This is a genomic window from Pseudomonas mandelii (genome assembly GCF_900106065.1).
Classification (GTDB): Bacteria; Pseudomonadota; Gammaproteobacteria; order Pseudomonadales; family Pseudomonadaceae; genus Aquipseudomonas; species Aquipseudomonas mandelii.
This window is the reverse complement of record NZ_LT629796.1, coordinates 2,023,009-2,045,665: the sequence shown is the minus strand read 5'-3', so window position 1 is coordinate 2,045,665 and position 22,657 is coordinate 2,023,009. Positions and strand designations below refer to the sequence as shown.

Genomic DNA, 22,657 nt, shown 5'->3' with positions numbered 1-22,657 from the left:
CTCCTCGTTAAACCAGGTAGTCGCTGAGGGTGTCTTGCACGCACGGCGAATCCAGCAGCGAACTGCTGCGGAAAAACCGCACGATGTTGGCGACCAGCGGGTGATGACGATTGATCGGGAAGGCCAGCCCCGAGATCTCGTTCTTGAGTGCCTGGCGTGCCGCGTCGCTGATCTGCAAGGCTTCGATCAAGCGGAAATCGAAGGACTTCTGGATGTCGTTGGTCAGGTAATGGCCGATGAACACTGGCAGGATTTGCGCGATGAGCTGGCGGTCGTCTTCGCTCGCGGTGTGCCAGTAAATGCGCACCATCCGCGACCAGAACCCGGAATGGCGGCCCTCGTCGAGCAAGTGATCGGCCATCAGGCCCTTGATCGACTGCTTGACCGTGTCGTCCTTGGCGAACGCCGCGACATCGCCGGTTACGGTGTTCTCGGCGATGGCCACGCAGATCAGTTCTACCGCGCTGCGCAGATGCTCTGGTGCGAGGGCCACGGCCGCCGGGATCGCCCGACTCAGCTCGATTTCATCCGGCAGCTGGATTGGCGTAATGCCGGTCATGGCGACGGTCTGCTGCATGAAGTCCATGGCCACCAGCGCGTGGTAATCCTCGTCCACCACCACAGTCATGGCGTCATAGCGACAGGCAAACGGGAACGCCACGGCGAAGCGATTTTTGGCGATGCTGCGGGCGGTCTTGTCGACGATCTCGGTTTCGAAAATCACCACGTCGTTGATGAATTTGTAGAGCGTCTGCACCAGCGCGAAGTCCCGTTGTTCCGGGCATTCGCGCAGGAAGGTCTCGCTCAGCACCAACGGTTGGCGGCTCAACGGATAGATCAGCTTGCCGTCGTTCTCCAGCACGCGCCGCGGGCGGGTGCGGATGGTCGCGCGACTTTCCCAGGCGTCGGCGAAGGATTGGTAGTCGGCGGCGTTCATGCGTTCACCTCCGCAACCGGTTCGCTCATGCTCAGGCGCAGGCCGTCCCACAAGGCAATGCGACTTTCCACGGCGGCAATGGCGCTGGCGTAGACGTCCGCTTCGCGTTGCGGATCGCCGTCGACCAGCCGGGCGAGGAGTTTTTCAGCGGCGGGGCCGTGGTCCTCGGAGTCGACTTCGATGTGCCGCTCCAGGTAGTAACGGAAGGTGGGCGCCTGCTCGATGCCGATGCCCCAGTCGTCGAGAATCCGTTGGAACATCTGCGGAATAACGCTCTCACGACCGTGCAAAAACGCTGCGGCAACGCTGTGTCCCGGCGCATGCAGCGCGGTGTGCAAGGTGTGCCGTACAAACTGCGCAGCCGCCGGATCGACATCAACGCTTTGCAGCGCCACGTCGTAACTCACGCCTTCTTGTTGCAACGCCACGAAGCGTTCCACGGCCGCCGTGCTGGCACCGACTTCGCGCATCGCATCCAGGTACAACTCGAAATGACTGTAATGACCTTGGGCCGGGCGATCATCGGACTCTTCACCCAGCACAATCTCATTGATAAGACGCGCGGCCTGCGGATCTCGCGGCGGCAACCAGGGCAGTTGGACGCAGGTCAGCTCCTGTTGCAGGCGTTTGGTCAGCGACATGAAATCCCACACCGCAAAGACATGGGTTTCCATGAACCGTTGAAGTACCGACAGCGAATGTATTTCAGAAAAGATCGGGTGTGCACTAAGTTCTGCTTTCTTCTGGTTGAGTCGGTCTTTATTCGTTTTCATGAGCGAGCCTATAAGTGATCTGAAGTGCCGTTAAGGGTGTTGTGATCAATAAGTGACGGTCGTCTAACATTTTTGTTGGCGAGCGAATGCCTCAACTAAATTGATCTCATTAAGTGCGATACAGTCGTTTGGGTGCCGGATTTGCTGGCGGCGGAGAAAAACTAATACACGAATAAAGTATCGAGCAAGTTATTTTTGTATTATTTGAGAGTTTAACTTTCTTGAACGCGACAAGTTCTAATAAAACTATAAGTATCAGTTTTATTTGGGCGTAGTTGCTCCTTTCGGCGAAGTATCGTCAAAATTCAAATGAAGAGTGAATGCCTCACTCAAAGCAACTTTCAAAGTTGTTCCGTTGAATGCTTCAAGGGGGTGGAAGTTGGCTGGGATTGACGCCGGTGCTTCCTTTCCCGTGACAAGACTCCTTCCGTAGGTTCTTGGTGCGAGGACTGTGCCGCCATGGCGGCGCGTCGCCCGTTCATTATTCGTTGGCAGCCCAAGAGTGAGCGTAAATCACGGCCGCCGCTATCGCCCGGCCGTCATCTTTGCTGGCGTATTGATGGAACCTGAGGGAGGCGAATCGAAGGCAGGCTTGGGGTGGGGGCGTGCGGTGGCTGAAGCGGGGATGTGTAAGTAGATTATTCACAGCAAGCGCGGCGCGCAGTTCGGACTGCGCGCCCAGGCTTGGCGCCGGGAGTTACCTGGGGGTTTTCTTGTTAAGCGCTTCGGGGCTGTTGAGGTAGCGCGTGATGACCTCGACACCGCGATTGAGGTGATGCTTGAGCAGCTCGACCGCACGCTCGACGTTGCGGTCTTCGACGGCCAGCAACAGCGCTCGGTGGTCTTCCTGGGACAACTTGCCCAAGCCCATGGCTTCCAGATTAAAGCGCAGGAAGCGCTCTTCTTCGTTCAACCCGTCCTCGACCAGCCGCAATAGCCGCTGGTTAGGCGCCTTGCAATAAAGCGCCATGTGGAAGAGCCGATTGAGGCGGCCGATTTCGCTGTAATCGTGCTCCATTTCCAGGTCGTCGATATGCTTGGCTGCCCGCTCGACGTCTTCCTTTTCCAACAAGGGAATCGACAAACGCAGTGCCTCGGATTCCAACAGAATCCGTAATGCATACGTTTCGACGGCATCGCCCTGGACCAGCGGTGCAACCACCGCGCCTTTATGGGCGATAACATTCAGCAGCGCCTGGGCTTCAAGTTGGCGCAAGGCTTCACGCACCGGCATGCGGCTGACGCCGAACAGGTCGGCCAAATCTTGCTGGCGCAACGCGGTGCCGCAGGGAATGCGCCCGTCTAGAATGGCCGATCGCAGGGTTTCTTCGATCACCGAGCGTGCCAAGTGAGCGGGAATCGGCCCGTTGACCTTGATACTGCTGAGGGGGTTGGGCTTCTGTGTCACAACTACGCACCCTGATTGGCTGAAATATTTGGATCCAAATGGACACTAGTGACTGCCATGCAGCTTGTCAAACGGACAAAAGACCGCAGCCCGCGACGTTTCATGTCACCTACCATTCAAAGTCTAGCGCGTTGCCAGTGATTGCACCGTGCCATTGTCTTTTAACGGGCTAACCTGCACCATCAACCGAATTTCACCTGCCTGACCTGGATGCCTCGCATTGGCGGTACGTTTCGCGATCCCTCGGACTTTGCGCTGGCTGTGCTGCGCGTTGCTGCTGGCTGGCGCCATGCTGGGCGGGCTGCATGCCGATTGGGATTTTTCGCTGATCAGCCGCAAGGCGCAGGCCTTGTATGGGCCATTGGGTGACGGGAAGCCGCGCATCGATGCCTGGCAGCATCTGCTGGCCACGCAGAAGCAGGCCAGCGAGCTGGAACAGCTCAATGTGGTCAACCAGTTTTTCAACAAGCAGGTGCGTTACGTTGAGGACATCGACCTTTGGCATGAGGTCGATTATTGGGAAACACCCATCGAAGCCCTGTGGAAGGGCGCCGGCGACTGCGAAGACTATGCGATCGCCAAGTACTTCAGCCTGCGCCATCTCGGCGTTTCCAGTGACAAGCTGCGCATTACCTACGTCAAGGCGTTGCGCCTGAACCGGGCGCACATGGTGCTGACTTACTATTCGAGCCCCGAGGCCATGCCGCTGGTGCTCGACAGCCTGATCGATGCAATAAAACCGGCCAGCCAACGAACCGACTTGCTGCCGGTCTACTCTTTCAATGCCGAAGGGTTGTGGTTGCCGGGCGCCAAGGGCAACAAAAAGGTCGGAGATACCAAACGCCTGTCACGCTGGCAGGACGTTTTGAAGAAAATGCAGGCCGAAGGTTTTCCGGTCGAAACGACTAACTAGGAGCACGCGCTCAGATGTCTTTGTTCAAACAGCTGTTGATCGCTATCTGTCTGTTCCTGGTGGTCGCCTTCACCGGCAGCTTCATGGTCAGCCTGGAAAGCTCGCGGACCCAGTACGTCAACCAGTTGCGCTCCCACGCCCAGGACGCCGCGACGGCATTGGCGTTGTCCCTGACGCCGAACATCGACGACCCGGCGATGGTCGAGCTGCTGGTCAGTTCGATCTTCGACAGCGGCTATTACGCGAGCATCCGCGTGGTCGACCTCAAGACTGACCAGACCATCGTCGAGCGCAGCGGCATTCCAGCGGTGAACAACGTGCCGGACTGGTTCGTCAAAATGATCGGCCTGGAACCGGCCGGCGGCGATGCGCTGGTCAGCCGTGGCTGGGAACAGGCGGCGCGGGTCGAGGTGGTCAGCCATCCGATGTTCGCCTTGGCCAAGCTTTGGCAGAGCGCGTTGGGCAGCCTCGGCTGGTTGCTGATTTGCGGTGCGGTGAGCGCGGTATTGGGCGCGCTGTTGCTGCGTCGACAACTGAAGCCGCTGGATTACATGGTCAAGCAATCCCACGCCATTGCTCGCCGCGAATTCCTCAGCCTGCCGGAACTACCGCGCACACCGGAACTGCGCCGAGTGGTGCAGGCCATGAATCAGATGGTCGAGAAGCTCAAGGCGCTGTTTCAGGAACAGGCCGAGCGCAGTGAAAAACTACGGGTCGAGTCCTACCAGGACAACCTCACGGGCCTGGCCAACCGTCGTTATTTCGAGATGCAGTTGAACGCCCGGGTGAGCAATCCGGAGCAGGCGAGTTCGGGTTATCTGCTGCTGTTGCGGGTCAAGGACCTGGCTGGTTTGAACCAGCGTCTGGGCGGTCAGCGCACCGACCAATTATTGCAGGCCGTGGGCGAGCAACTGTCCCGCGAGTGCGCCAAGTACCCGGAAACACAGAACCTCGTCACCCGGATCCGTGGCGGTGAGTTTGCCGTGCTGGCGCCGGGGCTGGTGCGCGAAGAAGCGCTGCAACTGGCGCAGAATCTGGACAGCGCCTTGGCCAGCCTGCATGCGACCGGTGCCACGGATGTGGCCTCGGTCGCGTCGATCGGTCTGGCGCCGTTTATTCATGGCGACTCGCCCCAAGCGGTGTTGGGTTTGGGCGACCAGGCGCTGGCTCAGGCTGAAGGCCAGGGCGAACAGAGCTGGGCATGCCTCGATCACAGCGCCTCGGTCAGCGTCGGGGATGACCATCACGCCTGGCATACATTGCTGGACCAGGCGCTGAATCAGCAGCGGTTTCAGTTGTATTTCCAACCGGTGGTGGCCAGCCAGGACACGCAAGTGGTGCTGCATTACAAGGTGCTGTCGCGGTTGATCGACGACGAGGGCCAGACCATTCCCGCTGGACGCTTCCTGCCGTGGCTGGAGCGCTTTGGCTGGACCGCGCGCCTGGATCGGCTGATGCTGGAGTTGGTGCTTGAGCAGATGGCCGAGCATGAAGAATCGCTGGCGCTGAACCTGTCTTCGGCGACGTTGGCCGATCCGCAGGCGCTGAATAAAGTCTTCGAGATTTTGCGTGCCCACTCCGATCTCGGACCGCGGCTGACCCTGGAAATCGGCGAGGAACAACTGCCCGAGCAAGCGATGCTGGAAGAACTGACACGGCGCCTGCGTGAGCTTGGGTTCTCGTTGAGCCTGCAACGGTTTGGCGGGCGCTTCAGCATGATCGGCAACCTGGCGCGGCTGGGGTTGGCGTACCTGAAGATCGACGGCAGTTACATCCGTGCGATTGATCAGGAAAGCGACAAGCGCCTGTTTATCGAAGCGATTCAGCGAGCGGCACATAGCATTGATTTGCCGTTGATCGCCGAGCGGGTGGAGACCGAAGGGGAGTTGTCGGTGATTCGGGAGATGGGGTTGTATGGGGTTCAGGGGCAGTTGTTTGGTGAGCCGAAGCCTTGGCAGTGATGCTTTAGGATTTGGTCGTCTGGGAGTTCGTCTTCGCGGGCAAGCCTCGCTCCTACAAGGTCGTGCGTTGGCGTAAACCTGTAGGAACGAGGCTTGCCCGCGAAGGCGTCAGCACAGCCAACATCGAAGGCTGAGGTTTAAATCAACCCTGTCTCATCATCATCAATCAAGTGACTCAACCCACCCAACGCCTCACGCGCCTGGGTCCGGTCCATCAGCTTGGCCTGGGCGGCGGCCGGCAGGTCGGTGACGCGGATAACGCCTTTGCTGGTCAGCACCTGGATCAAGTCGTCGAGTACCCGGATCATTTCCAGGTCGCTCTGCTTGAGCTGGGTCAGGCTTTTTTCCACAGCTTCGTTGGCGTACCAAGCCTGGATTTCATGGTTGTCGGCCGGCAGCGTTTCCGTGGCTTCGGCGTAGGCCGCAGCTTCCACGCGCACTAACTGACCTTGCGCATCGCGTTGCACGTAGAACATTGAGCATCCCTCAGAAATGAACCAGCGTCATGCTGTCAGCAGCATAGGCCAACTGGGCACGAGTATGCGGTGCGGCGACGAAATCGTCACCGGGGGGATGGGCACAAACGTGACGGCCGCCCCATAAGGGCGGCCGTTTTTCGTGGGATCAGCTGTTGTTGTGATCGACTTTGATGGTCGGGTCACTGCCGGCAATCAACGAGTTCAGGTTGGCGCTGGACCAGTTATTGCCTTCCAGTTTGATCGTCACATCCGGCGTTGCGGCCGCGGCATCGCCTGAGTTGAACTTGCCGCCGGAGCTGACTTGCAGCGACGACACGCCATCCACGGTGCTGATTTTCAGGAAGTTGTCGATGGTGCTGCCGGTTTCGCCTTGCAGCAGATCGCGCAAGTCGATGCGGTCACCTTCGCTGGCCTTGAAGTCCTTGATCACGTCGTTGCCGGTGTCGCCAGCCTTCCAGACGAAGGTGTCGGCACCCGAACCGCCAATCAGGATGTCGTTACCCTGACCGCCCATCAGCGAATCGTTACCCGAGCCGCCGAGCAGGATGTCATTGCCCTTGCCGCCGTCGAGCAGGTCGTTGCCGCCCTGGCCGAAGATAATGTCATTGCCCGAACCGCCCAACAGCGTGTCGTTGCCGTCATGGGCGCCGGACACGTCGAATGCGCTGTAGTGCTCGGTGATGAACTGGTGCACGTTGCTGGTGGTGACTTTGCTGACGTCCACACCGGTTTCTTTGGCGACGAACGCCTGCATCGCCTGGTAACCCTCGCCGGCGATGCCGTTGAAGCTCACCAGGTCGCCGAACAGGATGTCGTTACCATTGCCGCCATTGACCGTGTCGGCACCCGGCATGGTCGCTTCGGTGTGACCGATGATCGAGTTGGCCAGGTCTTTCGGATCAATGTTGGTTTGCGGCGTCTTGTCCGAGTCGTATGGCTTGAGGTCGCTGAGGGTGACGTCTTTGTTCAGGCCGATGGCTTCAACCGTCGACACCTTGTCCAGCAGCGCGAAACCGTTGGTCGAGTTGTCGATGGCGCTGGAGCCAGTGCTGCTGCCGTTGCCGTCGCGATAGGACAGCTCGTAAGTGCCGTTGCCCTCAGCGCGAATGGTGCCCAGTTCGGAACTGCTCCAGTAACCGCCCCACGAGTTCTTGTACGTCTGCAGCGTGACGGTGCCGGAGTTATCGATGGTCAGGTAGTGAGTGCTGTCCAGATAACCGGAGTAGGTCTGCCCCAACTTGTAATTGGTGGTGGTGATCACATCATCGAGCTTCACGTTGCCGAACAGGGTCGGGTTGGTCTGCTCACCGCTCTGGTAGTAGGTCGGCTTGCCATCGGTGATGAAATACGTGAGGTTTTTCGCCCCGGTGTTGGCCATGGCGTCGGCACTCTGGAACCAGTTCGCCGTGGTTTTGAATACGTCTTCGTAGTTGGTGCCGCCGCCCGACGACATGGAATCCAGCACCGCTTTGAGCAGGATCAGTGCATTCGGATCGTTCAGGTTCACCGAGACAGACTTGTTGACCTGGTTATCGAAGTCCGCAAGGAAGATGTTCACCGTCCCGGAATTACCACCCATGCTCTGCTTGAGGGTGTTGAATACCGACGTCAGCGAGTCCTTGGCGGCGCTGATCGACGAGGCGCTCATGCTGCCCGAACTGTCGACCATGAAGGCGATGTTGTAGTTGGTTCCCGGCACCACGGTCAGCCCGCCGATGTCGGCGACCATGATGTCGTTGCCGTCGGTGCCGGTGATGGTGTCATCGGCCGCCGTGGCAGTAACGGCGTTGTAGACCGCCGGGTAAACCGTGACCGGGATTGTCGCGGTGCTGGCCGCAGAGCCGCCGAGAACTTCGGTGGAGGTCGAGGTCACGGTCAGGTTGAACTGGCCGTTGTAGTACGGCGGCGGGGTCACGGTCAGGGAGCCGAGGTTCCAGCCAGTGACGTTGGCCTCACCCGACGAGGTGCTGGCGGTGAAGGTGTGGCCGGCGCCATCGGTGAGCACGGAGCCCGCCGGGATGCCGCTGATCTTCACGACCAGGCTTTCGGAGCCGTCGGTGTCCGTGAGCGCAGTTTTGATCGCAGACAGGTGAACGCTGGTGCCTTCGGCCGCTTCGTTGAGCTTGTAGCCGTCGTAGTAGCCTTCGCCGTTGGTGCCGTGCAGGTCGGAAACTGTCACGCCGGAAGCGGCCAGATCTGCCACGCCGGTGTACAGCGGCACACCAGCGCTGCTCAGGTCGACCGCCGCGCCGCCGTTGACCGACAGGTTGACGTCGTAGCTGCCCGGGCCGCTCTGGTTGTGGTGGTAGATATCCAGGGTGTAGTAGCCGCTGGCGGTCGGGGTGAACGAACCGCTCAGGTTGCCGCCCGCGCCCCAGAGCGCGCTGGCCACGTTTTTGCCGCCGATGGTCACGAGCAGGCTGTCATCGCCGGTGCCGCTGAAGCTGTAAGTCTTGCCGGCTTCAAGGTAGATCAGGCCGGACGTTTTTGATGCGGTGCCAGCGGTCACGCTGCCGTCGGACTGCACGTTGGTCACGGTGGTGCTGCTGTTCGGTTTGCCGGCCGCATCGATTACCGACTTCAGCGTGTTCGACGCCGCGCCGCTGCCATCAGTGCCGAGGCCCGACAGGCCGGTCCAGACTTCCTTGATCAGCCCGGTGGATTTGACACTGTTGTCCGCCACGCTCAAGGACGGCGCGTCAGCCACCGGCGTGATGTCGATCTTGATCGTGCCGATGCTGCCCAACGTTGTGCCGTCAGTAGGCTGGAACTTGATCTGTGCGTAGTCCGCCAGATTGTTGCCGACGCCGGTGCCGCCGTAGCCATTGGCGCCGGACTCGTTGGCATCCGGCAGGAAGCGCACTTTACCCGCGTCGATGTCAGCCTTGGACAGGGTCTGGTTGGTCGTCACGTCGGTCCAGGTCGAACCGTTCAGGTACTGCAATTTGCCTTCGCCCGGCAGGCCGGTGATTTTTACGCCGAGGCTGGCGGCCGGACTGTCGACGTCGCTGACGCCGAAGGTCGACCAGCCGAGGATCAGCGGGGTGTCCTCGGTGCCGGTGAGGTTAACCGGCGCGGCGGTTGGCGCATCGTTCACTGCCACGACGTTGACGGTGGTGGTCGCAGTGTTGGAGTAGTTGCTGCCATCGGTCACCGTCACGGTGATGATCCGCGGCACGGTGCTCGGGTCTTCACTGCTGTTGGTGAAACTGATGTTCTTGATCTGCTGCATGTAGTCGGCCAGCGTCGCATTGCCGGACAACGTCAGCGTGACGGTGCCGTCCTTGCTGTTGGCATTGATGGAGATGCCGTTGACGCTGTTGCCCAGGTTCAGCGCGTCGCCCGGTTGACGGTTGGTCAGCACGATGGTCGCGCCGGTCAGCAGGGTGCTGTCCGGGTCGGTGATTTTCAGGTCGGTGTCGCCGATCGATACACCTTGGCCCGTGGTGCCTTCGGTGAAGGTCACGTTGTAGTTGGCCCCGGTGGCGCCGCTGGAGTTGTTGGCGTCCAGGTCGAGCACGGGCGGCGCATCGTTGTCGATGATCGAAGTGCTGATGCTGCCGTTGGACGCGCTGATCGCCAGGTTCTCGAAGTTGCCGCCGGTGGCCGAGTCGATCTTGACCACGAAGTTTTCGGTGCCCTCGGTGATCCTGTTGTCCAAGGTCGCAACATTGAAATTCGCCGTGCTGGCACCCGCCGGAATTTTCACGGTGTACACGCCGGTGAAGTCCGAACCGTCGGCGGCGGTGCCGCTGTAGGTGATCTTCAGAGTGACTTCGGTCTGCGCCGGGCTCGTCAGGCTGACGGTGTAACTGGCGGTCTGGCCCTCAGTCACCGAGGTGCTGCCGGTGATGCTGACTTCGGTCCGGTCGAGGGTGTCGGTGACGTTGGTGACGGCCGCCGCCGGGCTTTTGACCAGGTTCTCGAAATTACCACCGGTGGCGTTGCTGATGGTCGCCTGGACCGTGCCCGCGTCTTTGTAGACGTCGTCGGCCGGCGCCTTGACGGTCACGGAGCCGCTGGTGGCGTTGGCGGCGATGGTGATCACTGCGCCGTTGCTCAATGTCACGGTGACCGGAGTGCCGGCGGCATGGGTCAGGTTCGCTGTGTAGACGATCGAACCGCCTTCAGCGACCGAGTCGGTTGCTGTCAGGCTAAGCGTGGTGGTGTCCGCCGAGTCGGTGACCGAGGTGTCCGCCGACTTGCCATCGACGTCGAGCTTCTCGTAATTGCCGCCCTTGGCGTCGTCGATTTTGACGCTCAGGGAGCCGCCACCGGCCAAGGCATCGTTCGGTGCGATGAAGTTCACACTGGCGCTGCTCGCGCCGACCGGAATGGTGATGGTCTGGTTGTTGGAGAGGGTCACGACAACCGGGGAACCGGTCACTGGCGCAGTCACGGACGCGGTGTAAACCACGGTGCCGCCTTCGGCCACGGAAGGCGTGGCGGTCAGGCTGACGGTCGAGGTGTCGATCGTGTCGGTGACGTTGGTGACGGCCGCCGCCGGGCTTTTGACCAGGTTCTCGAAATTACCACCGGTGGCGTTGCTGATGGTCGCCTGGACCGTACCCGCGTCTTTGTAGACGTCATCGGCCGGTGCCTTGACGGTCACGGAGCCGCTGGTGGCGCCGGCGGCAATGGTGATCACCGCGCCGTTCGACAGGTTTACGGTGACTGGTGTGCCAGCCGCGCTGGTCAGGTTGGCGGTGTAGACGATGGAACCGCCTTCGGCGACCGAATCGGTTGCTGTCAGGCTAAGCGTGGTGGTGTCCGCCGAGTCGGTGACCGAGGTGTCGGCCGACTTGCCGTCGACGTCCAGCTTCTCGTAGTTACCGCCCTTGGCGTCGTCGATTTTGACGCTCAGCGAGCCGCCGCCGGCGAGGGCATCGTTCGGCGCAACGTAGTTCACGCTGGCGCTGCTCGAACCGACCGGAATGGTGATGGTCTGGCCGTTGGACAAGCTCACGACAACTGGCGAGCCGGTCACTGGCGCGGTGACGGACGCGGTGTACACCACGGTGCCGCCTTCGGCCACGGAAGAAGTCGCAGTGAGGCTGACGGTCGAGGTGTCGACGGTGTCGGTGACGCTGGTCACCGCTGCGGCCGGGTCCTTGACCAGGTTTTCGAAGTTGCCGCCAGTGGCGTCCTTGATGGTTGCTTCGACTTTGCCCGCGTCTTTGTAAACGTCATCGGCCGGTGCCTTGACGGTCACGGAGCCGCTGGTGGCGTTGGCGGCGATGGTGATCACTGCGCCGTTGCTCAGGGTGACGGTGACCGGCGTGCCAGCCGCGTTGGTCAGGTTCGCGGTGTAGACGATCGAACCGCCTTCAGCGACCGAATCGGTTGCTGTCAGGCTCAGAGTGGTGGTGTCCGCCGAGTCGGTGACCGAGGTGTCGGCCGACTTGCCGTCGACGTCCAGCTTCTCGTAATTGCCGCCCTTGGCATCATCAATCTTGACGCTCAGCGAGCTGCCGCCAGCCAAGGCATCGTTTGGTGCAACAAAATTCACGCTACCCGAACTTGCGCCAACCGGGATGGTGATGGTCTGGCCGTTGGACAAGCTCACGACAACTGGCGAGCCGGTCACTGGCGCAGTCACGGACGCGGTGTACACCACGGTGCCGCCTTCGGCCACGGACGAAGTCGCAGTGAGGCTGACGGTCGAGGTATCGACGGTGTCGGTGACGCTGGTCACCGCTGCGGCCGGGTCCTTGACCAGGTTTTCGAAGTTGCCGCCAGTGGCGTCCTTGATGGTCGCTTCGACTTTGCCGGCGTCTTTGTAGACGTCATCGGCCGGTGCCTTGACGGTCACGGAGCCGCTGGTGGCGTTGGCGGCGATGGTGATCACTGCGCCGTTGCTCAATGTCACGGTGACCGGAGTGCCGGCCGCGTTGGTCAGGTTCGCGGTGTAGACGATCGAACCGCCTTCAGCGACCGAATCGGTTGCTGTCAGGCTAAGCGTGGTGGTGTCGGCCGAGTCAGTCACCGAGGTGTCCGCCGACTTGCCATCGACGTCGAGCTTCTCGTAATTGCCGCCCTTGGCATCATCAATCTTGACGCTCAGGGAGCCGCCGCCCGCGAGGGCATCGTTTGGTGCAACAAAATTCACGCTACCCGAACTTGCGCCAACCGGGATGGTGATGGTCTGGCCGTTGGACAAGCTCACGACAACCGGCGAACCGGTCACTGGCGCAGTCACGGACGCGGTGTAAACCACGGTGCCGCCTTCGACCACGGAAGGCGTGGCGGTCAGGCTGACGGTCGAGGTGTCGATCGTGTCGGTGACGCTGGTCACAGCGGCAGCCGGGTCTTTCACCAGGTTCTCGAAGTTGCCGCCAGTGGCGTCCTTGATGGTGACTTCGACCTTGCCGGCATCCTTGTAGACGTCATCGGCCGGAGCCTTGACGGTCACGGAGCCGCTGGTGGCGCCGGCGGCGATGGTGATCACCGCGCCGTTCGACAGGTTTACGGTGACTGGTGTGCCAGCCGCGCTGGTCAGGTTGGCGGTGTAGACGATCGAACCGCCTTCAGCGACCGAATCGGTTGCTGTCAGGCTCAGAGTGGTGGTGTCCGCCGAGTCGGTGACCGAGGTGTCGGCCGACTTGCCATCGACGTCCAGCTTCTCGTAATTGCCGCCCTTCGCATCATCAATCTTGACGCTCAGCGAGCCGCCGCCCGCCAGGGCATCGTTTGGCGCAACGTAGTTCACGCTGGCGCTGCTCGAGCCAACTGGAATGGTGATGGTCTGGTTGTTGGAGAGGGTCACCACTACTGGCGAACCGGTCACTGGTGCAGAGACGGATGCGGTGTAAACCACGGTGCCGCCTTCGACCACGGAAGGCGTGGCGGTCAGGCTGACGGTCGAGGTGTCGATCGTGTCGGTGACGCTGGTCACAGCGGCAGCCGGGTCTTTCACCAGGTTCTCAAAGTTGCCGCCAGTGGCATCCTTGATGGTCGCTTCGACTTTGCCGGCGTCTTTGTAGACGTCATCGGCCGGTGCCTTGACGGTCACGGAGCCGCTGGTGGCGCCGGCGGCGATGGTGATGACGGCGCCGTTGCTCAGGTTCACGGTGACCGGCGTGCCGGCCGCGCTGGTCAGGTTGGCGGTGTAGACGATCGAACCGCCTTCAGCGACCGAGTCGGTTGCTGTCAGGCTGAGTGTGGTGGTGTCCGCCGAGTCGGTGACCGAGGTATCCGCCGACTTGCCGTCGACGTCCAGCTTCTCGTAATTGCCGCCCTTCGCATCATCAATCTTGACGCTCAGCGAGCCGCCGCCCGCCAGGGCATCGTTTGGCGCAACGTAGTTCACGCTGGCGCTGCTCGAGCCAACTGGAATGGTGATGGTCTGGTTGTTGGAGAGGGTCACCACTACTGGCGAACCGGTCACTGGTGCAGAGACGGATGCGGTGTAAACCACGGTGCCGCCTTCGACCACGGAAGGCGTGGCGGTCAGGCTGACGGTCGAGGTGTCGATCGTGTCGGTGACGCTGGTCACAGCGGCAGCCGGGTCTTTCACCAGGTTCTCAAAGTTGCCGCCAGTGGCATCCTTGATGGTCGCTTCGACTTTGCCGGCGTCTTTGTAGACGTCATCGGCCGGAGCCTTGACGGTCACGGAGCCGCTGGTGGCGCCGGCGGCGATGGTGATCACCGCGCCGTTCGAAAGGGTGACGGTGACCGGCGTGCCGGCCGCGTTGGTCACGTTAGCGGTGTAGACGATCGAACCGCCTTCAGCGACCGAATCAGTAGCGCTCAAGCTCAACGTCGTGGCGTCCGCGCTGTCGGTCACTTTGGTGACGACGGCGGAGCGGTCGGTGTCGAGTTTTTCGAAGTTGCCGCCCGTGCTGTCTGCGATCGCTGCCCGAACAGGCGAGGCGCCGGTGTAGACGTCATTTGGCACGGTGTACGGCGCCGAACCGCTGGACTCGCCGGCCTTGATGTTGATCACCAGACCGTTATTCAGGGTCACGGTCATGGCCGTGTCGGCAGGATGGCTCAACGTGGCGGTGTAGTTGATCTGACCACCTTCGCCGACGGTGCTCACATCGGCACTGAGCTTGAGCGTGGTGGTATCCACGGTGTCGTTGACGGTGGTGGTGTGCGTGGTTTTGCTGACGTCGAGTTTTTCGAAATTGCCGCCGTCGGTGCTGGCGATGCCAACGGTGATTTTGCTGCCGTCCTTGTAGACGTCATCGCTCGGCGCCGGAACGGTGATGAGGCCCGACTTGTCGCCGGCCTTGATCAAGACGCTCTCGCCGTTGCTCAGTTTGACCGTCATGTCGGTGCCGGCGGCATTGCTGAGGTTGACGGTGTACGTAATGGTGCCGCCCTCGACCACGTAGTTGCTGGCGGTCATGGTCACTTTGGTGGTGTCCAGGGTGTCACTGATGGCGGTCGAGGTCGGGGTCTTGTCGGCGACCAGGCTCTCGTAATTGCCCCCCGTCACATCCTTGATGGCGTTGGTCAGCGGCTCGTGGCCGACCAAGGCATCGTTCGGCGCTTTGACGGTGATCGAGGCGTTACTTTCGCCGACCGCAATGGTGATTTTTTCGCCATTGGACAAGGTCACGACGACCGGCGAACCGGTGACCGGCGCGGTGACGGAAGCGGTGTAGACCACGTTGCCGCCTTCGGCGACAGAGGAAGTTGCAGTCAGGCTGACGGTCGACGTATTGATCGTGTCAGTGACTTCAGTAACCGCCGCTCCCGGGCTGGTGACCAGGTTTTCGAAGTTGCCGCCAGTCGCGTCTTTGATGGTCGCTTCGACTTTTCCGGCATCTTTGTAGACGTCATCGGCAGGCGCCTTGACCGTCACGGAGCCGACCGTCGCGCCGGCCGCGATGGTGATCACGGCACCGTTCGACAGGTTCACAGTGACCGGGGTGCCGGCAGCATTGGTCAACGTCGCGGTATAGACAATCGAACCGCCTTCCGCGACCGAGTCGGTAGCGCTCAGGCTGACGGTGGTGGTGTCTGCGGAATCAGTAATCGAGGTGTCTGCCGACTTGCCGTCGATGTCCAGCTTCTCGTAGTTGCCACCCTTCGCGTCGTCGATTTTCACGCTCAGAGAACCACCGCCCGCCAATGCGTCGTTTGGCGTTATGAAGTCCACACTGGCGCTGCTCGAGCCGACCGGAATGGTGATGGTCTGGCCGTTGGACAAGGTCACGACAACCGGCGAGCCGGTCACCGGAGCGGTAACGGACGCGGTGTAAACCACGGTCCCGCCTTCCGCCACGCTGCTGTTGGCCGTCAAGCTGACGGTCGAAGTATCGAGGGTGTCGGTAACGTCAGTCACTGCCGGAACAGTGCTTGGCACCAGGTTCTCGAAGTTGCCACCAGTCGCGTCTTTGATGGTCGCTTCGACTTTCCCGGCGTCTTTGTAGACGTCATCGGCTGGTGCCTTGACCGTCACGGAGCCGACCGTCGCGCCGGCCGCGATGGTGATCACCGCACCGTTGCTCAGGTTCACGGTGACCGGCGTGCCGGCAGCATTGGTCAACGTCGCGGTGTAGACGATCGAACCGCCCTCAGCCACCGAATCCGAAGCGCTCAGGCTCAGGGTGGTGGTGTCTTTGACGTCGGTCACCGAAGTCACCGCCGGGGTTTGATTCGCCACCAGGTTTTCGTAGTTGCCGCCGGTGGTGCCATCGATTTTCACGCTCAGCGAACCGCCGCCAGCCAAGGCGTCGTTCGGTGCAACAAAATTCACGCTACCCGAACTCGCGCCGACCGGAATGGTGATGAACTGTCCGTTGGACAACGCCACCACCACCGGCGAACCGGTCACTGGCGCATTGACCGACGCGGTGTAAACCACGGTGCCGCCTTCGACCGTGCTGGCCGTGGCGGTCAGGGAGACGGTGCTGTTGTTGATGGTGTCGGTTACGTCGGTGACTGCTGGCGTCTTGTCGGCCACCAGGTTTTCGAAGTTACCACCGGTGGTCTTGGTGATGCTGGCGTCGACTTTGCCAGCGTCTTTATAGACGTCATCCTTGGGGCGGCGAAGTTCACCGAACCGCTGGTGGCGCCCTTGGCGATGTTGATGACTGCGCCGTTGCTCAACGTCACGGTCATTGCAGTGCCAGCGGCATTGGTCAGGGTCGCGGTGTAGACGATCGAACCACCCTCGGCGACCGAACCGGTGGCGCTCAGGCTCAAGCCGGTGGTGTCGGTCGAATCGGTGACGGTGGTGACCGCCGGCGAAGAGCTGGTGACGACTTTTTCGAAGTTGCCGCCGTTGTGGCTGGCAATCGTTGCCTGGACTTTGCCGCCGTCGATGTACGGCGTATTGGCCGGTGCGGCGAAGTTCACCGAACCGGTGGTGGCGCCGGCGGCGATGTTGATCACTGCGCCGTTGCTCAACTTCACGGTCATCGCCGTGTCCGTCGGGTTGCTCAGGGTGGCGGTGTAGGTGATCTGGCCACCTTCGCTCACGGTGTGGCTGGCCGACAGGGACAGGGACGTCGTGTCCACCGTGTCTTTGACGGTGGTGCTCACTGACGTCTTGCTGACGTCGAGTTTTTCGAAGTTGCCACCGCTGGCGTCCGTCATCTTGACGGTGAGCTTGCCGGCATCCTTGTAGACGTCGTCGCTCGGCGCCGCGATGGTGACCGAACCGCTGGTCTTGCCGGCTGCGATGGTGATGGTCTCGCCGTTGCTCAGCTTGACGGTCACCGGGGTTTGCGCGGCGTTGGTCAGGGTCGCGGTGTAGGTGATGTGCGAGCCTTCGAGCACAGACTTGTCAGCGCTGAGGGTCAGTTGTGTGGTGTTAGTGGTGTCGGCGACGTTGGTCACGGCCGGATTCGGGCTGGTGACCAGGTTCTCAAAGTTGCCGCCAGCGGCGTCCTTGATGGTGACTTCGAGTTTGCCAGCGTCTTTGTAGACGTCGTCTTTCGGCGCGTCGACGGTCACGGTGCCAGTGGTTTTACCAGCCGCAATGGTGATCACGGCACCGTTGCTCAGGGTCACGGTGACCGGAGTGCCGGCCGGATTAGTCAGGCTCGCGGTGTAAACGATCGACCCCCCCTCGTTGACGTTGCCGGTGGCAGTCAGCGACAGGGTGGTGGTGTCGACGGTGTCGGTCACGCTGGTGCTGACCGGGGTTTTATCGGCGACCAGGTTTTCGTAGTTGCCGCCACTGACGTTGGTGATCGAATTACTCACCGGCGCGTGGCCGCTCAGCACATCATTCGAGACCACGGCGTTGACGGTGCCGCTGCTGGCGCCGACCGCTATGGTGATGGTCTGACCGTTGGCCAGCGTCACGATCACAGGCGAGCCGGTGACAGGTGCGCCGACCGAGGCGGTGTACACCACGGTGCCGCCTTCAGCCACGGCGCTCGTGGCGGTCAGCGTGACGGTCGACGTGTCGAGGGTGTCGGTGACGCTGGTCACCGCTGCGGCCGGGTCCTTGACCAGGTTTTCGAAGTTGCCGCCAGTGGCGTCCTTGATGGTTGCTTCGACTTTGCCCGCGTCTTTGTAAACGTCATCGGCCGGTGCCTTGACGGTCACGGAGCCGCTGGTGGCGTTGGCGGCGATGGTGATCACTGCGCCGTTGCTCAGGGTGACGGTGACCGGCGTGCCAGCCGCGTTGGTCAGGTTGGCGGTGTAGACGATCGAACCGCCTTCAGCGACCGAATCGGTTGCTGTCAGGCTGAGTGTGGTGGTGTCCGCCGAGTCGGTGACCGAGGTGTCAGCCGACTTGCCGTCGACGTCCAGCTTCTCGTAGTTACCGCCCTTGGCGTCGTCGATTTTGACGCTCAGCGAGCCGCCGCCGGCGAGGGCATCGTTCGGCGCAACGTAGTTCACGCTGGCGCTGCTCGAACTGACCGGAATGGTGATGGTCTGGCCGTTGGACAAGCTCACGACAACTGGCGAGCCGGTCACTGGCGCGGTGACGGACGCGGTGTACACCACGGTGCCGCCTTCGGCGACGGAAGAAGTCGCAGTGAGGCTGACGGTCGAGGTGTCGACGGTGTCGGTGACGCTGGTCACCGCTGCGGCCGGGTCCTTGACCAGGTTTTCGAAGTTGCCGCCGGTGGCGTCCTTGATGGTCGCTTCGACTTTGCCCGCGTCTTTGTAGACGTCATCGGCCGGAGCCTTGACTGTCACGGAGCCGCTGGTGGCGCCGGCGGCGATGGTGATCACGGCGCCGTTCGACAGGTTTACGGTGACTGGTGTGCCGGCCGCATGGGTCAGGTTAGCGGTGTAGACGATCGAACCGCCCTCAGCGACCGAGTCGGTTGCTGTCAGGCTAAGCGTGGTGGTGTCGGCCGAGTCGGTGACCGAGGTGTCGGCCGACTTGCCGTCGACGTCCAGCTTCTCGTAATTGCCGCCCTTCGCATCATCAATCTTGACGCTCAGCGAGCCGCCGCCCGCCAGGGCATCGTTTGGCGCAACGTAGTTCACGCTGGCGCTGCTCGAACCGACCGGGATGGTGATGGTCTGGTTGTTGGAGAGGGTCACCACTACTGGCGAACCGGTCACTGGTGCAGAGACGGATGCGGTGTAAACCACGGTGCCGCCTTCGGCCACGGACGAAGTCGCAGTCAGACTGACGGTGGACGTGTCGACGGTGTCGGTCACATCAGTTACCGCTGCCGCTGGGTCTTTAACCAGGTTCTCAAAGTTGCCGCCAGTGGCGTCCTTGATGGTCGTTTCGACTTTGCCTGCGTCTTTGTAGACGTCATCGGCCGGAGCCTTGACGGTCACGGCGCCGCTGGTGGCGCCGGCGGCGATGGTGATCACCGCGCCGTTGCTCAGGGTGACGGTGACCGGAGTGCCGGCCGCGTTGGTCAGGTTGGCGGTGTAGACGATCGAACCGCCCTCAGCGACCGAGTCGGTTGCTGTCAGGCTAAGCGTGGTGGTGTCCGCCGAGTCGGTGACCGAGGTGTCGGCCGACTTGCCATCGACGTCGAGCTTCTCGTAGTTACCGCCCTTGGCGTCGTCGATTTTGACGCTCAGCGAGCTGCCGCCCGCGAGGGCATCGTTTGGTGCAACAAAATTCACGCTACCCGAACTTGCGCCAACCGGGATGGTGATGGTCTGGTTGTTGGAGAGGGTCACCACTACTGGTGAACCGGTCACTGGTGCAGAGACGGATGCGGTGTAAACCACGGTGCCGCCTTCGGCGACGGAAGAAGTCGCAGTCAGGCTGACGGTCGAGGTGTCGATGGTGTCGGTCACATCGGTGACCGCTGCCGCTGGGTCTTTAACCAGGTTCTCAAAGTTGCCGCCAGTGGCGTCCTTGATGGTCGCTTCGACTTTGCCCGCGTCTTTGTAAACGTCATCGGCCGGAGCCTTGACGGTCACGGCGCCGCTGGTGGCGCCGGCGGCGATGGTGATCACCGCTCCGTTCGAAAGGGTGACGGTGACCGGCGTGCCGGCCGCGCTGGTCAGGTTGGCGGTGTAGACGATCGAACCGCCTTCAGCGACCGAGTCGGTTGCTGTCAGGCTGAGTGTGGTGGTGTCCGCCGAGTCGGTGACCGAGGTATCCGCCGACTTGCCGTCGACGTCCAGCTTCTCGTAATTGCCGCCCTTGGCATCATCAATCTTGACGCTCAGGGAGCCGCCGCCCGCGAGGGCATCGTTTGGTGCAACAAAATTCACGCTACCCGAACTTGCGCCAACCGGGATGGTGATGGTCTGGCCGTTGGACAAGCTCACGACAACTGGCGAGCCGGTCACTGGCGCAGTCACGGACGCGGTGTAAACCACGGTGCCGCCTTCAGCCACAGTGGACGTCGCGGTCAGGCTGACGGTCGAGGTATCAAGGGTATCGGTAATGTCAGTGACTGCCGGAACAGTGCTCGGCACCAGGTTTTCGAAGTTGCCGCCAGTGGCGTCCTTGATGGTCGCTTCGACTTTACCGGCGTCTTTGTAAACGTCATCGGCCGGCGCCGGGACGCTCACGCTGCCAGTGGTGGCACCCGCCGCGATGGTGATCACCGCGCCGTTCGAAAGGGTGACGGTGACTGGCGTGCCAGCCGCATTGGTCAGGGTCGCGGTGTACAGAATCTGACCACCCTCAGCCACTTCGGTGGACGCCGACAGGCTCAGGCCGGTGTCGTCCTTCGAGTCGGTAATGGCGGTCAGCGCCGGCTCGGTGCTCGGAGTCAGTTGCTCGAAATTGCCGCCGGTGGTCCCGGTGATGGTGGTGCTGACGGTGCTGCCGTTGTTGTAAACGTCATTGTCCGCGGTATCGACGGTCACGCTGCCGGTGGTCTTGCCCGCTTCGATGGTGATGACCGAGCCATTGCTCAAGGTCACGGTCATCGGCGTGCCGGCCGGGTTGGTCAGGGTCGCGGTGTAAGTGATCTGGCCGCCTTCGACCACGGTGCCGGTGGCGGTGAGGCTCAGGCCGGTGTTGTCGACCGAGTCAGTAATGGTGGTGACCGCTGGCGTGGTGCTCGGAGTCAGTTGTTCGAAATTGCCGCCGGTGGTCCCGGTGATGGTGGTGCTGACGGTGCTGCCGTTGTTGTAAACGTCATTGTCCGCGGTATCGACGGTCACGCTGCCGGTGGTCTTGCCCGCTTCGATGGAGATGACCGAGCCATTGCTCAAGGTCACAGTCATCGGCGTGCCGGCCGGGTTGGTCAGGGTTGCGGTGTAAGTGATCTGGCCGCCTTCGACCACGGTGCCGGTGGCGGTGAGGCTCAGGCCGGTGTTGTCGACCGAGTCGGTAACGGTGGTGACCGCAGGTGTAGTACTCGGCACCAGGTTTTCGAAGTTGCCGCCTGTAGCGCCAGTGATCGTGGCGCTGACGGTGCTGCCGTTCTGATAAACGTCATTGGCCGCAGTGTCGACGTTCACGGTGCCGGTGGTTTTGCCGGCTTCGATGGTGATGGTCGAGCCGTTGGACAGGGTGACAGTCACCGGCGTTTGAGCCGGGTTGTTCAGTGTGGCGGTGTAGGTGATCTGGCCGCCTTCGGTGACCGTCGAACCCGCCGTCAGTGTGAGGGTGGTGGTGTCCGGCGAGTCGGTATTGGTGGTCACGGCCGGAGCCGGGTTTGGCACCAGGTTCTCAAAATTGCCGCCGGTGGCGCCGGTAATCGTGGTGGTGACCGTGCTGCCGTTGTTGTAGACGTCGTTGGCTGGAGTCGACACGTCGACGGTGCCAGTGGTTTTACCCGCATCGATGGTGATCGTCGACCCGTTGGACAGGGTGATGGTGACCGGTGTCTGCGCCGGGTTGGTCAATGTCGCGGTGTAAGTGATCTGGCCGCCTTCGGTGACGCTGGCGCCAGCGGTCAAGGTGACCGTTGTGGTGTCGACGGTGTCGGTGACCTGGGTCACGGCCGGTGTCGTCGGCGGGGTGACGGTGATGCCGTTGCCACCCGTGGTGCCGGTGACGGTCACGCTGATCTGGGTCGAGTCGTTATAAACAGTGTCGTTCGGCGCGAGCGGGACGTTGACGGTACCGGTCAACTGGCCGGCCTGGATCACGATCACCGAGCCATTGGACAGGGTGATGGTCAGGTCGGTCAGCGGCGCCTGGGTCAGGGTCGCGGTGTAAACCAGTACGCCACCGGCCTCGGTGATGCTCGGCGTGGCGCTCAGGCTCAAGGTCGATTCGCGCTGTACGTTGGCGCTAGTGTCAGCCGTCTGGCCACCGGTGGTGAGTTGTGCCGCCTGTGCCGCAGTGCTGAGGCCCGCGGTCGGGAAACCAATGGTCGGATCTACCCGGCCAGCGGTTGCATCCAGCATCACGAAGCTGTGACCGCCACCCGCCGCACCGCCCGTGCCCGCAGCGGTAGGGCCGGCTGCGGTGGCTTCGAGTTCAGTGGTCGGGTCGGCACCGGCAACGATGGCTTGTTGCAGTTCTTCAACCGATGGCGCGGCTTGTGCAGTGGCTTCTGACAGGTCAGTGCTGGAATCCGGGTCGCTGGCGCTCCACTGAGTGTCGCGGCCCAGGTCCAGGGTGCGGCCGTCAGCCAGTTCCAGCGTAACGGCGCCCGCCGCGCCCGTGTCTACCTGATCGCCGACAAACAACCGGTCGCCTTCAACGAGTACTCGGCGAATGCCCTCTGGGGACACCGCGAAAACCTGACCGACAATGCTTTTGACGATGGCCACAACACTGCTCATTGAAGACTCTCCGGGTGTCACGTTCAGTTGACTTCCATGGACCTGATGGCGCTTTCGCCAACTCAGTCTGGACGTACTTTCAAGGTATTCGAGGCACAAC

6 protein-coding genes and 1 pseudogene are annotated in these 22,657 nt (G+C 61.7%); 2 read left to right on the top strand and 5 right to left on the bottom strand.

Annotated elements, in window-relative coordinates; genetic code table 11:
• Positions 1-7: 7 nt before the first annotated feature.
• The 3 genes from BLU63_RS09150 to BLU63_RS09140 form a co-directional block, all read right to left on the bottom strand.
• The gene (locus tag BLU63_RS09150) at positions 8-937 is read right to left on the bottom strand and encodes a diiron oxygenase (RefSeq protein WP_083375329.1); all 930 of its coding nucleotides are present in this window, start codon (positions 935-937) and stop codon (positions 8-10) included.
• A complete protein-coding gene (locus tag BLU63_RS09145; RefSeq protein WP_077750431.1) occupies positions 934-1,710 on the bottom strand; it encodes a DUF3050 domain-containing protein in 777 nt (258 codons plus the stop codon). The genes BLU63_RS09150 and BLU63_RS09145 overlap by 4 nt, the downstream gene beginning before the upstream one ends.
• Before the next feature lie 697 nt (positions 1,711-2,407).
• The gene (locus tag BLU63_RS09140; protein WP_083375328.1) at positions 2,408-3,118 is read right to left on the bottom strand and encodes a GntR family transcriptional regulator; all 711 of its coding nucleotides are present in this window, start codon (positions 3,116-3,118) and stop codon (positions 2,408-2,410) included.
• 220 nt (positions 3,119-3,338) lie between these two features.
• Between BLU63_RS09140 and lapG the strand changes: the two genes are divergently transcribed.
• Positions 3,339-4,031, top strand: coding sequence for a cysteine protease LapG (lapG, locus tag BLU63_RS09135; protein ID WP_010464935.1), 693 nt, complete (start codon positions 3,339-3,341; stop codon positions 4,029-4,031).
• A gap of 14 nt (positions 4,032-4,045) precedes the next feature.
• Complete coding sequence (lapD, locus tag BLU63_RS09130; RefSeq protein ID WP_083375327.1) at positions 4,046-5,992, top strand: cyclic di-GMP receptor LapD; 1,947 nt, start codon at positions 4,046-4,048, stop codon at positions 5,990-5,992.
• Positions 5,993-6,129: 137 nt separating this feature from the next.
• Here the strand turns inward: lapD and BLU63_RS09125 are convergent, their stop codons facing one another.
• Positions 6,130-6,468 carry a tryptophan synthase subunit beta gene (locus BLU63_RS09125; RefSeq protein WP_083375326.1) on the bottom strand — a complete coding sequence of 113 codons (339 nt, stop codon included), beginning with the start codon at positions 6,466-6,468 and terminating at the stop codon, positions 6,130-6,132.
• 148 nt (positions 6,469-6,616) lie between these two features.
• Positions 6,617-22,557: pseudogene (locus BLU63_RS09120) on the bottom strand (LapA family giant adhesin).
• Positions 22,558-22,657: the final 100 nt, after the last annotated feature.

Coding starts and splice junctions, on each gene's coding strand:
- BLU63_RS09150 (WP_083375329.1), bottom strand. CDS start 937: ATGAACGCCGCCGACTACCAATCCTTCGCCGACGCCTGGGAAAGTCGC.
- BLU63_RS09145 (WP_077750431.1), bottom strand. CDS start 1,710: ATGAAAACGAATAAAGACCGACTCAACCAGAAGAAAGCAGAACTTAGT.
- lapD (WP_083375327.1), top strand. CDS start 4,046: ATGTCTTTGTTCAAACAGCTGTTGATCGCTATCTGTCTGTTCCTGGTG.
- BLU63_RS09125 (WP_083375326.1), bottom strand. CDS start 6,468: ATGTTCTACGTGCAACGCGATGCGCAAGGTCAGTTAGTGCGCGTGGAA.